15 protein-coding genes are annotated in these 13,031 nt (G+C 44.5%); 2 read left to right on the forward strand and 13 right to left on the reverse strand.

The window, feature by feature from the left end:
• Window positions 1–24: 24 nt before the first annotated feature.
• A complete protein-coding gene (gene bshC, locus FQV28_RS08970) occupies window positions 25–1,644 on the reverse strand; it encodes a bacillithiol biosynthesis cysteine-adding enzyme BshC (protein ID WP_146495686.1) in 1,620 nt (539 codons plus the stop codon).
• A 291-nt stretch (window positions 1,645–1,935) separates the two neighbouring features.
• Between bshC and FQV28_RS08975 the strand changes: the two genes are divergently transcribed.
• On the forward strand, window positions 1,936–2,118 hold the full coding sequence (locus FQV28_RS08975) for a hypothetical protein (RefSeq protein WP_146495688.1): 183 nt from the start codon (window positions 1,936–1,938) through the stop codon (window positions 2,116–2,118).
• A gap of 108 nt (window positions 2,119–2,226) precedes the next feature.
• On the opposite strand, the gene FQV28_RS08980 is transcribed toward FQV28_RS08975, so the two are convergent.
• The 9 genes from FQV28_RS08980 to FQV28_RS09020 all read right to left on the reverse strand — a co-directional run bounded on the left by FQV28_RS08980 (window position 2,227) and on the right by FQV28_RS09020 (window position 9,525).
• Entirely contained in the window at window positions 2,227–2,625 is a 399-nt protein-coding gene (locus FQV28_RS08980; RefSeq protein WP_146495690.1) for a DUF3397 family protein, read from the reverse strand.
• A gap of 1 nt (window position 2,626) precedes the next feature.
• Window positions 2,627–3,484 carry a 2-dehydropantoate 2-reductase gene (locus FQV28_RS08985; protein WP_146495692.1) on the reverse strand — a complete coding sequence of 286 codons (858 nt, stop codon included), beginning with the start codon at window positions 3,482–3,484 and terminating at the stop codon, window positions 2,627–2,629.
• 80 nt (window positions 3,485–3,564) lie between these two features.
• Complete coding sequence (locus FQV28_RS08990) at window positions 3,565–5,115, reverse strand: acyl-CoA carboxylase subunit beta (RefSeq protein WP_146495694.1); 1,551 nt, start codon at window positions 5,113–5,115, stop codon at window positions 3,565–3,567.
• A gap of 30 nt (window positions 5,116–5,145) precedes the next feature.
• Complete coding sequence (locus FQV28_RS08995; protein WP_146495696.1) at window positions 5,146–5,361, reverse strand: acyl-CoA carboxylase biotin carboxyl carrier protein subunit; 216 nt, start codon at window positions 5,359–5,361, stop codon at window positions 5,146–5,148.
• Window positions 5,358–6,707 carry an acetyl-CoA carboxylase biotin carboxylase subunit gene (locus FQV28_RS09000; RefSeq protein WP_146495698.1) on the reverse strand — a complete coding sequence of 450 codons (1,350 nt, stop codon included), beginning with the start codon at window positions 6,705–6,707 and terminating at the stop codon, window positions 5,358–5,360. Before FQV28_RS09000 ends, FQV28_RS08995 begins: the two co-directional genes overlap by 4 nt.
• Window positions 6,708–6,874: 167 nt before the next feature.
• The gene (locus FQV28_RS09005; RefSeq protein ID WP_146495701.1) at window positions 6,875–7,789 is read right to left on the reverse strand and encodes a hypothetical protein; all 915 of its coding nucleotides are present in this window, start codon (window positions 7,787–7,789) and stop codon (window positions 6,875–6,877) included.
• A 164-nt stretch (window positions 7,790–7,953) separates the two neighbouring features.
• On the reverse strand, window positions 7,954–8,715 hold the full coding sequence (locus tag FQV28_RS09010) for an enoyl-CoA hydratase/isomerase family protein (RefSeq protein ID WP_146495703.1): 762 nt from the start codon (window positions 8,713–8,715) through the stop codon (window positions 7,954–7,956).
• A gap of 78 nt (window positions 8,716–8,793) precedes the next feature.
• Entirely contained in the window at window positions 8,794–8,967 is a 174-nt protein-coding gene (gene rpmF, locus FQV28_RS09015; RefSeq protein WP_106534910.1) for a 50S ribosomal protein L32, read from the reverse strand.
• Window positions 8,968–8,991: 24 nt separating this feature from the next.
• Window positions 8,992–9,525 carry a YceD family protein gene (locus FQV28_RS09020; protein WP_146495705.1) on the reverse strand — a complete coding sequence of 178 codons (534 nt, stop codon included), beginning with the start codon at window positions 9,523–9,525 and terminating at the stop codon, window positions 8,992–8,994.
• A 127-nt stretch (window positions 9,526–9,652) separates the two neighbouring features.
• Between FQV28_RS09020 and FQV28_RS09025 the strand changes: the two genes are divergently transcribed.
• A complete protein-coding gene (locus FQV28_RS09025) occupies window positions 9,653–10,852 on the forward strand; it encodes a nucleotidyltransferase (protein ID WP_146495707.1) in 1,200 nt (399 codons plus the stop codon).
• Here the strand turns inward: FQV28_RS09025 and FQV28_RS09030 are convergent.
• Genes FQV28_RS09030 through rsmD form a run of 3 tightly spaced genes read right to left on the reverse strand, consistent with a single transcriptional unit; the run spans window position 10,840 to window position 12,968 of the window.
• A complete protein-coding gene (locus tag FQV28_RS09030) occupies window positions 10,840–11,865 on the reverse strand; it encodes a SepM family pheromone-processing serine protease (RefSeq protein WP_146495709.1) in 1,026 nt (341 codons plus the stop codon). The two genes, FQV28_RS09025 and FQV28_RS09030, sit on opposite strands and share 13 nt — an antisense overlap.
• A gap of 55 nt (window positions 11,866–11,920) precedes the next feature.
• Window positions 11,921–12,400, reverse strand: a complete 480-nt coding sequence (coaD, locus tag FQV28_RS09035) for a pantetheine-phosphate adenylyltransferase (protein ID WP_146495711.1) — start codon at window positions 12,398–12,400, stop codon at window positions 11,921–11,923.
• Window positions 12,393–12,968, reverse strand: a complete 576-nt coding sequence (gene rsmD / locus FQV28_RS09040; protein WP_146495713.1) for a 16S rRNA (guanine(966)-N(2))-methyltransferase RsmD — start codon at window positions 12,966–12,968, stop codon at window positions 12,393–12,395. The genes coaD and rsmD overlap by 8 nt, the downstream gene beginning before the upstream one ends.
• Window positions 12,969–13,031 lie beyond the last annotated feature (63 nt).

Raw genomic sequence — 13,031 nt, forward strand, 5'->3', positions numbered from 1 at the left:
CCTGCCGAGGCAGACTTTAGCGAGTTACAAGTAGATTATTTTGTGATTTTTGTCATATGAAATTCGTAATTTCAATATATCTTTTACCAGGTCTAAACCGTAAAGATTCAGATAAGGGAATGGGTTATATACTCGTTCTTGGAATCCATTATTAGGCAGCAGTTCATTTTCAATAAATGCATAGTGATTGAACTGTGTACTATGTTGCAGCATCACTTCATCTTGAAGCTTATGCTTTAGGAAAGTCAGCTGCTTCAAGTGGATTTGCAAATTTTTCTCGACTATCGGAGCCAAACCTCTGCTAACTTGCGTGAATTGCTCATTAATTTCTGTGTATTCGGCTTCTAATTTTTCTTTCAGCTTATCAATCAATAATTCCGCCTTCTTCTCCCGAATCGCATCTTCCAATTCAGTTTTTAAAGCGGTTATTTTTTTTTCATTGATGACATCCATGACAGTGAGCCTGTATTTTTTCAGCAGCGCCTCGGTTTGACGGGTGATTAAAGTCATATTCAAGCGCGGCATCACTACAGGCATCTCCATTTCCAACAAGCTAAATGCCCCTTTAAACGCTGCCCAGTAAGCAATTTCTCCTGGTCCCCCGACAAACGCTAAAACAGGGAAAACCATTTCCTGCATGATTGGGCGGGTCACGACATTGTTGCTCAACCGCTCTGGAGCCGTTTTGGCGATATCCATTAATTCTTCATAAGTAAACGATATTGCCCCATTGTTGCCAGAGAACTTCCTTCCTTCACGCTGAAGCAAAATTCGTTCTCCTTTAACTGCCACAAAAAGATTGGCGGCGTTTTTCTCAGCACCGATTACTGCGCTATAACCATCCTGCGTTAAAGCTTGCTCCGTCTCATAAACGCTAGCTGCAATTTCTTCTGACCGCTCGATCATTTGCACAAAATAGGGCGATTCGTATTGACGGAGCTGTGGATAGGCCGCATCAATATACAATAAACCTTCTTCGTGGAAGAAATAATTTAAGATCGCGGAAAAGAAATCGGTAAATGTCGATGCTTTGTCCAAATAAGAGAAGACAAGCTGATGAAGATTTCTCGAATGTTCCGTTTCTGGCAAGCTGCGGAAATATTCCTCCAAAAAAGACCGGACTTTCTCTTTGTTCAACACAGCGGTCGAGGCGGAATTTTTTCCATATTCCGCATGCGGGAAATTCAACTTGTCCACCCGATGATTTACTTCTCTGTACAAATGGCTAATTTCAGCCAAATCATGGTCTTCACCAGCAATCCAAAAGACCGGGACAACTTTTGTCTTCAACTGCTCAGAAGCTTGTTGTGCCAAAACAATAACGGAAATGGCTTTATGTACAGTATAGAGCGGCCCAGACAAAAGCCCCGCCTGCTGTCCAGTAACCACAACGGGTGCACCATTTTCAAAATCGTTCAAATGAACCGCTGCCGCTTCAGAAATGCCATTTGGTTCCATAAAGCTGCGGATGATCGCGCTTAGCTTTTCTCTGTCTGCCGCATGTGTACGAAGCTTCTCCAAACGAACATCAAATTGCGACTGGAGTGGTTCATATGAAAAATAACGACGAATCGTATGTTCGCCATTTATGTAATCCCTCATCAACTTGCTTGGTGAAGCTGCATAGTGTTGTTCTAACCTCATGAAAAAAAGTCCCCTTTTCCCTTTACATTCACTTTTACTATAGCAGACCAAAACAAACTTGAAAAAATATTTGGCTTACAAAGAAAAGCGCAGGCGCCTATGTAGACCCGACAAGCGCTGGAGGGCTTACCGCTCATGGCGGTTTTCACCATGAGCGGCAAGACCGAAGCGACCTCGAGGGGCTAGGCGACGGAGCTGGACATCAAGAAAAGCGGAAACGGCCGTTCAGCTCCGACAAGCGTGAGACAATCTGCCGAAGCGGCGCTTTTTGCCGCATAGGCGGAGTGGCTTATGTCCCGAGAAACTGGCCGTTGGAGTCTGGACAATAAGAAAAGCGGAAACGGCCGTTCAGTTTCGACAGGCATAAGACGAACCGGCGAAGCGGCGCTTTTTGCCGCACAGCCGGGGTGGCTTATGTCCCGAGAAACTGGCCGTTGGAGTCTGGACAATCGACAAGCGCAGGCGCCTATGTAGACCTGACAAGAGCTGGAGGGCTTGCCATGACAGGCAAGACCAAAGCGATTACAAGGAGTTATGGCGCTAAAATTCGGCAAGCGCATATCTGAATGCCTATTCCAACTTTCAAGCTCCATAGCTATCCAATAGAAAGCCACTTACAGTATATGTAAAGCCGGCAATCCAAATGATGAAATACGCGACAGTTAAGACCAGAAAATACATGCGCCAAGTTTTACGCAAGAAAACCAAGACTTTAATTTCCTTTGTTCTTTTCCATTCAACTATTAGAAATCCGATAGCAAGCGAAATTGCGGCATATCCCATAAGGGAGGATGCTTGATAATTCCATATCGCGTAAATCATCACAGGGATAGCAAAAAAGAGCAGAAGCGTCGTAAAATCGGCGGCAGCCTCGAAAGCTTTGCGATTCAAAGTTTTTCGGGCCGCAAAAAATATTAAAAGAAATGCGATAAATGGAGCAAAGATAAAAACCGCTCCTATGGTTTGTACGATAATCATCATCTTATACCTCGGTTGATTTTAATAACTGATACAACGAACGCAATATCGGCAATTCTTTTTTGGAACGGTTGAGCGTGTACAATAAAATTGTATCCAGTTCCATTTTCCTGCCCGCTAATTTATCAGCAAGCATGGAAGACGTGTTTTCGGCTGTTGAATTACAAAGGGCAGCCACTTCTTCAAAGGGCAATAAAGATTCCATTTCCGGAAACGAGCCAGCCAGTTCACCGTACAAACTCTCAAGCAAGTTAAAAGCATAAGGATTAGATAATAGTTCTCCATTTTTGAGAGCCATTAACGCAGTGAGCGGATTGATCAATGTGTTGAGCAACACTTTTCGAAACAGCAATTGATCCGCATTGTTATGCCACTCCGCCTGGACTCCTGGCATCACTGCAAGCGGGCGGAAAACACTTTCTTCCCCTTTTAGCAAAGCAAATTTATATACTCCATGTCCCGTGTGGCGAATTTTATTGTCGCTTAACTTTACTACTCCATGTTCTACACTAGCCGCTGCAATATTGGGTTGCGGCAGCTTTTCAATAGCTTTGAGGTGAAGCATGCCATTTTGCAAAAAAATTACCGGATTGGTTAGCGCTTGATTTTGAAGGAGAGAGAGCACTGTCTTTAAACCGTCATATTTAACAGCTACAATGATGAATGCTTCAGGTGAAATGGATTTCCAATCCCTGTCCGCTGTTATCTCGTAATGGACCGCTCCTTTTAGTACACCTTGTTCATTAATCAGCTTTGCCTGCTCGGCTCTTCGCGTAACGAGCTGCACTTCGTTGCCTGCTTCTTTTAAAAAACAAGCTGTCAGCAAACCGACCGCTCCTGCTCCTATAATGGCAAATTTCATAAGCTCCCTCCTTCGACGTTATTATTTTTTCGCTATAAAAAAAGCCTGCCCGAAAAAGGCAGACTTCTCGATCAGTTTCATTATACCGGAAAAACTCCGTGTTTTCGATACGGCATTGGCAAATCTTTTGTTTCATAAAATGCAAAGCGTTGCGAGAGAACTTTCCGCAACTCATGCGGTGCCACAATTTCATCAATGATCAAATCCGAAGCCAATTTGTAGATATCGATTTCTTCTTTGTATTCCTGATGTTTTTGCTGAACGTACTTTAAACGTTCTTTTGGATCTTCGATCGCTTCGATTTTATTGGAGTAAACTGCATTGACTGCTGCTTCCGGCCCCATAACAGCAATCTGTGCTGTCGGCAGCGCGATGCAGACGTCCGGCTCAAATGCCGGACCTGCCATTGCATAAAGTCCGGCTCCATAAGCTTTACGGACGATTACCGAAATTTTAGGCACTGTTGCAGAACTCATCGCTGCAATGAACTTCGCGCCGTGGCGGATGATTCCTGCACGTTCGACTTTCGTTCCGATCATGAATCCAGGCACATCAGCCAAGAACAGGAGCGGAATTGAAAAAGCATCACACAAATTGATGAATTTTGCGCCTTTGTCTGCGGAATCTCCGAACAACACGCCGCCTTTGACTTTTGGCTGGTTCGCCAAAATACCGACCACTTGCCCATCAATTCGGGCAAGCCCAGTTATCAATTCGCCTGCAAAGAGCTTTTTGATATCGAAGAAACTGCCTTCATCAACCAATTGATCAATCAGTTCGTACATATCAAAAGGAGCATTTTGGTTTTCTGGAATAATTGCTTCAAGCGAGCGTCCCGCTTTTACCGTTGTGCCTGCAATTCTTTCCGGTTTTACCGCAAAGTTTGCCGGGAAGTACGTCAAATAGCGGCGCGCTTCAGCAATCGCGTCTTCTTCTGTGGCAACGAGCACGTCGCCAACGCCGCTCACTGTGCAATGCATACGGGCACCGCCCATTTCTTCGAGTGTTACTTTTTCGCCAATGACTTTCTCAGCCATACGCGGTGACCCCAGATACATAGAAGCATTGCCTTCGACCATGATAACAATATCGCAAAACGCCGGTATGTATGCGCCGCCCGCTGCCGAAGGACCGAACAATAAGCAAATTTGCGGAACCATTCCAGACATCCTCACTTGGTTATGAAAAATCCTCCCGGCACCCCTACGGTTAGGAAACATATCCAACTGGTCTGTAATTCGAGCACCTGCCGAATCTACAAGGTACAGCATCGGCACTTGCATTTTTTCAGCAGTTTCCTGGATACGGATAATTTTTTCAACAGTGCGTGAACCCCAAGATCCGGCTTTGACAGTCGAGTCATTCGCCATGACGCAGACAGTTTCACCATTCACTTTTCCGATCGCTGTTACGACACCATCTGCAGGAAGGTCTCCAGCTTCAACATTGGCAAATCTGCCATCTTCCACATACTCTCCGCCGTCAAACAATAAATTTAAGCGCTCACGAACAAAAAGCTTTTTGCTTTCTTTCATTTTTTCATGATATTTTGGATGGCCACCGGCGAAAATCGTCGCCAGTTTCTGTTCCAAGCGTTCATTATAGCCTGTCGTTTCGCTTGTTTTCGTCATAATTGGCACCCCTTTGCATAAGCTTCGCAGTTATTCTCCCAGCGTTAACAGCGTGTCTTCTTCGTTGACAAAGCTCCCGACTTCCACATGGATTTTTTCGACTTTGCCTCCGGCTTCAGCTTCGATCGGTATCTCCATTTTCATTGACTCAATCGTCACAACCGCCTGCCCCGCTGTTACTGCGTCACCTTCTGCCACCAATACGTTCAATACCGTCCCTGCCATTGATGCTTTTAACTCTGTCATACTCTTTTTTCCTCCTTTGTTTTTTCCATCCAGTTCGGCAATACGGCTGTTGCGTATTCTCCGGATACAAATTCCTGCGATTCTACAAACTCTTTAAATAATGGAATGTTTGTTTTTACCCCGGTTATCGCGGCGTGGCCAAAAAATTTCTGTGACTTTGTTAATGCCTCCACCCGGTCGCCGCCTGTTATGATGATCTTTGAAATCATCGGATCATAAAACGGTGTTACGGTATTGCCTTCCTCATACCCCGATTCGATGCGGGCATTTTTGCCCCATTCAATTTTTTCCAGCTTTCCTGGTGATGGGAAAAAGGTTTTTGGATCTTCCGCATAAATGCGATATTCAATTGCATGGCCTTTGGACTGAATCGCAGCCTGCTCTGGCAACGTTTCTCCAGCAGCCACTTTCAGCTGCCATTCGACCAAGTCCCAGCCAGTCACTTCTTCTGTGACAGGATGCTCGACTTGCAGGCGTGTATTCATTTCCAAAAAGTAAAAATCATGATTTGCGTCAACGATAAATTCAACCGTTCCAGCATTGGTGTAATTGACTGCTTTTGCTGCTTTTACGGCAGCAGCGCATAAACGTTCCCTCGCATCCTGCGGCAGATGAGGTGACGGCGATTCTTCGATCACTTTCTGGTTGCGCCGCTGTACCGAGCAATTGCGCTCGTACAGGTGAACAATATTTCCCTGGCGATCGCCGAAAATTTGCACTTCGATGTGCCGGGCATCAGCAATAAATTTTTCCAAGAAGACGACATCATCCCCGAAATAAGCTTTAGCCCGATTTTTCACCCCTGCGAATTGCTGACTGAGCGCTTGCTCATTTTCACAGCGTACCATGCCGATTCCGCCCCCGCCGCTGCTCGCCTTCAGCATGACCGGATACCCAAGCCCTTCAGCTGCTTCTATAGCTTCTTCAAGCGTCCTCGTGCCTTCTTCGGTTCCGGGAACTACCGGCACTCCTGCTTGGATCATCGTTTTGCGCGATTCGATTTTGTCGCCCATTTTCTCGATGATCTCGCTTTCAGGGCCAATAAATACCATCCCCGCTTCGGTTACTTTGCGGGCAAACTGGGCATTTTCGGACAATAGCCCATACCCTGGGTGAATCGCTTCTACATTGCGTTTTTTTGCTTCTTCAATAATTTTTTCCATTTGCAGGTATGACTGCACGACCGGATTTGGTCCGATCAGAACAGCTTCGGTCGCTTCACTAACATAAGGCAGATCCCCATCAGCCTCAGAATGAATAGCAACCGTTTCGATCCCTAGCCTATTGCAGGTACGAATAATTCGCCTTGCAATTTCACCGCGGTTCGCAATCAGAATTTTTTTCATGTATGGAGTACCCCCTGTGATTTTCTCCCCCTTATAGCATATACGAATTTTGTAAGCGATTTCAACTGTTGATCGAATTTTTTTACTTATAGCTAAATCGCTATTATATTTCTTAATTTCTGCTCCTAATAAAAAAAGACCAAGAGTCTCCTCTCGGTCCGCTTCAATCAATTTTGGTATTCCGTTGAGATAGTGCCTACAATGATTCCCAGCACTTGTCCTTTAAAAGCATCAGGTACAGATTCGTTGGTTGGATTTTTATAATAGAGAAGATTTGCTTCTTCGCTATAAGTAAATCCAAGATCCATCAGTTTGGTTTTCAATGATTCCGGAAGTTGTTTGCTGCCTGTTGCCTCTTTAAAGTAATCCGTCGCATAGACGGACACATCCACATCGTCCAAACTGGATTCGAGAACGAACAAATCCGTATCACTTTTCACAATCCACTGCCCTTTAGAGCTGATTGCTAATTGTGCATGCTCCAATGTAGAGATGCCATCTAAATTAACACCGAAAATTTGATTGATCAGTATACGGATTTCCGCTCCTGTCAACCGGTAATTATGCACCTTAATATAACGGTCCATCACTTCATTTTTCGCCAGGTCCATGACTCGTCCATCTTGCTCCGTGGAATCAGGTTGCACATTGAAAGAACTGCGCAGACTCTCCATTACATTCGCTGGATAAATCGCCAGCTGGCTGCCATAATTTTTTTTCGAAATGTACGCTAGGTCAATGGTGAAGACTTCTTCCACCGCTAGCCGAACTTCATTTCCCTTCACTTTTTTGCCGAATGAAGATAAGTAAAGATCCATCACTTGTACCTTCGGCATTTGTTCAATCACGCCATCTGCTTGGACAGATTTTGCATCCACCCCCAGCTCAACCCGTATTGCTTCCATAACTTTCTTTGAATATTTAGCGCCTTGTTCAACAGCTTGCGTTTCGTATGCTGAGAAACTCGTATCAGTTGCCGGTTCATTTGCCGAAACATTCTCCGCGCCTCCGGCCAGAACTGTTGCCGCCAATAAGCTGAATAAGACGGCACTCGCGGAAAGTGTTTTAATTACAGATTTCAAGTAAATTCCTCTTTTCTTTTTACTATTGGCAGAACACCATTACCATTATACTAGTCCATTGTGATTAAAGCACTATTTTTCAGCCTTCTTTACATTAACTTAAACCTTTTTTTACAGTTTGTTATAAAAGATGCCACAAAAAAACCACAACTTATCAGTCGTGGCTACTTCATTCGTTCTTGTTTTTTATTTAAAAAGGAATCGACCGCTTCATGGTGTGCATCTTCTGCCCACAATTCAGCACATTTTCGAACCTCAGCTTCCACTCGTCCCTTTAAACCGGTTGCCTCCCATTTGCGGATTGCAATGGATTTATAGGCACCATGCACTTCTGGCCGGATTTTGTTCATCGCTTTAAAAAAATTATGTATATCTTCCTCAGCATGGATTATTTTTGTCGCCCAGCCGTTATCCAACAGCTCAGCGGCTGTATAAACTCGCGCTTCTGTCAGCATTTGAAGCGCCCGCTCATGCGACAATGTTTCAAATAAGTATGTTCCGCCACCCCAGCCGCTTGTGATGACAAGCGTCCCTTGAATGAATCCGCATTTTGCATGCTCTCTGACAAGCCGGTAATCACAGGCTGTGGCGATTTCACAGCCGCCCCCTACCGCAGCGCCATTCAAGAGTGCAATGACCGGAACAGGCAAGGTTTTGATGCGATACAGCACATCGCTCATTCTTTTCAACATCGGATAGGCTTCAGCTTCCGTTTTCAATTCATGGAAGACGGAAAGATCGCCGCCTGAACAAAAAGCTTTCGTTCCAGAAGCGGTTATCACTACATAACGGATATCCCCTTCTTCCGCTTTTTTTACCAATTCTTCGAATCCAGCCATTACCTCATCATTTATGGCATTTCGAATATCGGGACGGTCGATTGTAAAAGTCATGATTTGTTCGGATATTTCTAATTTATAGGACATCCAACCACTCCTTTTTGATAGAGAAAAAGGCTATCGAGAGCCATGGCCTCTCAATAGCCTTTAGAAGCAAATACTGTTTTATTTGCTAACTACTTCTTTCCCTTTGTATGATCCGCATGCTTTGCAGACGCGGTGAGCCAATTTCGATTCGCCACAGCTTGGGCAAGTTACCATGCCCGGCACTGACAATTTGAAATGTGTACGGCGTTTTCTTTTAACGGTTTTGGACGTTCTTCTAGCTGGTACAGCCATTGGTGACACCTCCTTACAATGATTCTATTCATCTGACTGATCAAAATACTTGGCTAAATCAGCAAGTCTTGGATCCGGTTTTTTCGGTGCTTCTTCTTTCTCGGCTTCCACTTGCTCATCTGTTGAATAAGACCAGTCATTGCCGCCTGTAATAACGGCTTGATCAGCGTCTTCCTTATAAACCTGGATCGGGATTTCAAGCAAAATAAGTTCTTCAAGCACCGGCTTCAAATCAATTGTTTCCGCCTCTACAAAATGAACGTTATCGTCCTTGCTTCCTTTGTCTTTTTCAGACCAAGAGAAGACTTCAACCGAATCAATGTTAATAGGGAACTCAACGTCTTCCCAAGTTCTTGCGCAAGGCAATATGAGCATGCCTTCAAGATGAATATTGCACGTTATTTGTTGCGAACCAATCGTACAATGTCCTGTGACGTGCATGGGTGAAATTTCCCGAATATCGCTATTCCGTTTTTTCACAGCATCCAACTGGACAGTTTCGTCAATTGGCATTCCGTCTTTGCGATGCTTTTGAAGCTGTTGAATCGCCATTTTCATAAGTAATCACCTCAAGACAACAAAGTTGATTATATAATGTACGGAAAAAGATGTCAAGATAAAATCTTGTCAGACGATTCCCGGCAACTATATACTTATAAGTAAGTTTATCAAAGGAGAGGTTTAATTGAAAGCTACAGGCATTATTGTCGAATACAATCCATTCCACAACGGCCATCTCTATCACGCGACTATGGCAAAAGAAAAAGCGGGAGCGGATGTGCTTGTTGCAGTGATGAGCGGCCAGTTCTTGCAGCGCGGTGAACCGGCGTTTGCAGACAAATGGACGCGAACGGAAATGGCATTAAAAGCCGGCATCGACTTAATCATCGAACTGCCTTACGTCTATGCCACAGCCCAAGCTTCTGATTTTGCAAAAGGCGGCATTGCACTTCTAGAAGCAATCGGCTGTGAGTCGTTTTGCTTTGGCAGTGAACAAGGCGATATCGAGCCGTTCTTTCGCTCACACAAGCTGTTAGACGATCGAAGACATGATTACGAGCAACTTATCCATGAAGCAATTCAAACAGGGATCAGCTACCCTAGGGCGCTGAATAAAGCCTATACGGAACTAAACGGCAATGAGGCAGGTTTTGCTGATTTAACACAGCCTAATAATATTCTTGGCTTTCATTATATAGAGGCTGCCAGAAAACTAAATTCTTCTATTAAGCCATTGACCATACAGCGCATCGGCGCCAATTACCACGACCCGATCCAAACCGGAACAGCCATTGCAAGCGCCACCGGAATACGGAAAGCGTTTTTTGACGATGCTTCCATTGAAGAATTATCCGCCTTTATGCCAAAAACGTCTGTTGTGGCTTTAAAACGCTTCCAAAAAGAAACCGGTTCTTTTGGCAGCTGGGAACAGTTTTATCCTCTTCTTCGCTTCACCATTTTAAGGGAGCGTCCTGAGGGCTTGAAGAAATTCGCAGAAGTAACGGAAGGCATTGAAAATCTGATCTACGAAGCTGCAAAAACAGAAGATTCTTTTGAACGGTTTATCGGAAGGATAAAATCCAAACGGTTTACACGGACACGTGTGCAGCGGATGCTGTCCCACATCTATACAGGCTTTACATGGCACAAGCAACGTTCTTTTGATTCTCCAAGCTATTTGCGGCTTCTTGGCATGTCCGCGGCTGGCAGAAGCTTTTTGAACCATCAAAAAAAGAATATCGGGCTTCCCCTCATCAGCCGAGCAGCAAGCTTGGATGATTCCATGGGGAAACTCGATATTCATGCTACCAGCATGTACCTGCTTGGCCTTGGCCAAACGGCTTTAAAAAAGGAATATACTACGCCGCCCCTTTACTTTGGTTGAAGCTCTTCTAAATAATCCAAAGCGTCTTGGAGCGTTTTTACCGGCACGACTTTCATGTCTGTGCCGATTTTTTCTGCAGTTTCTTTCGCGGTTGCATAGTTGCTTTCCACACCTTCGTGCACTTCGTCATCAGGCGCGAAGAAAACTTCAATGCCATCGTTATCGGCGGCGATAATTTTTTGGTCGATTCCGCCGATTCTGCCAATGGTCCCATCGCTTTCCATTGTGCCAGTTCCTGCAACATTATATCCTTTGGTAATATCTTCATCGAGCAGCTGGTTCAGAATTTCGAGCGTGAACATCAACCCAGCCGAAGGGCCGCCAATCTGATCCGAATCGATTTTCACGTCTGGATCAGTTGTGATTTTTTTATCTTCCACAAATGATATTCCAAGCCCGATGCGTTCCGGCTCCGTAGGCAGAGGGGCCAATTCTATTGTCTCCGTAATTTCCCTATCTTCCCGTTCAAAGACCACTTCAACTCTTTCGCCTTCTTTTTTGCCGGATAAATAGCCAACAAATTGTTCTGTTGTTTCAAACGCATTGCCGTCTATCGATAATACCCGGTCACCAGGAGCGAGAATTTTGTCGGCTGCCCCTCCTTCTATAACGTTCAATACAAAAACGCCGTTGCTGCTCACTTCATATGGCAATTCAGCTTCTTCAAAAGCAACTTGCAGTGCATTAATTTGCGAATCCGACATCATTTTCAATTGGCGGACATTGTATTCGTCATCGCTTTCATGAGGGCTCCGCACCTGTTCCGGCCGCAGCACCTTATAGCCATCTTGAAATTTCGAATACAAGTATAGCGTCGGTGTTGCCGTCATCATGGAAACGGTCATCAAACTTAAACTTCCTTGGTCGTCTTCGTCTCCGCCTGCCACTTCAACCAATGGTGCAAGTTCATAGGCACCGCCAGGTTTTGAGATGTAGAGATCCAACCGATAAGTCGAAAGAAAAACAGACAAGGCCAGGACGGCAACTAGAAAAAGCGCTTTTTTGTTTTTCATCCAATTCTCCTCTTTTCCTTTTCAGCACAATAACAAAAAGCCACGATGCCGTGACTTATTGGAATTTCAACTTTAATGCATTTTCTACCGCTTCTGGCACCAATCCGGTGATATTGCCTTTGTATTTGGCCACTTCTTTGACAATGCTCGAACTTAAAAACGAATAGTGGTTGTTCGACACCATGAACAAAGTTTCAATATTTTCATTCAAGAAACGGTTCATTGACGTAATTTGCATTTCATACTCAAAATCAGAGACCGCACGCAAGCCTCTGATGATTGCGTTTGCTTTCACTTCTACCGCATAATCAATCAGCAGACCGGAAAACGAATCCACTTCAACATTCGGAATGTCATCGGTCACTTCTGAAATAAGCGCTTTTCGTTCTTCTACACTAAACAGCGGATTTTTTGACGAATTGTTCATGACAACCACTTTCACTTCGTCAAAAATAGTTGAAGCTCTTTTAATAATATCGAGATGACCCATTGTAATCGGGTCGAAACTTCCTGGCACTACAGCAATTTTATTCAAATTCTGCTCCCTCTTCCCCGCGATGGCGGTAAATTGAAATGATGGTGCTGCCATATAATTCTTTTTTGAAGCGATTGTAAAAGCGCGTGCTGTCTTTTAAGTCCACTTCTTTGGCATGCTCGCAGACCACGATGGAATCATCAGTCATGATGCCCAGTTCTGCAGCCTTATCCATAAGTTCATATGCTTTTTCCATATGGTAAGGCGGATCCAAAAACATCAGTCTGACCTGCACTTCTTTTTTCTTCAAAACTTTCAATGCCCTGTCAGCATCCGTGCAGTACACTTCCGCCTGGTCTTTTAGACGTGTTTTATCCAAATTGGTACGGATGGTCTCAACCGCTTTCCGGTCTTTATCCGTGAAAATCACCCGGTCAATCCCGCGGCTCAACGCTTCGATGCCAAGGCCTCCACTGCCCGCAAACAAATCCAATGCATTTCCCCCATCAAAAAAAGGGCCAATCATATTAAAAACAGATTCTTTCACTTTATCTGTAGTGGGCCTTGTTGTCATGCCCGGGACTGCTTTTAACTGCAGCCCTTTTGCTGTTCCTGCTACAACCCGCAATTTTATCGCCTCTTATTTACTATTTTCTTATGAAAAAAATCCTCATATGCTAAAATAAAACAT

It is taken from the genome of Planomicrobium sp. CPCC 101079 (assembly GCF_007859275.1).
Taxonomy (GTDB): domain Bacteria; phylum Bacillota; class Bacilli; order Bacillales_A; family Planococcaceae; genus Planococcus.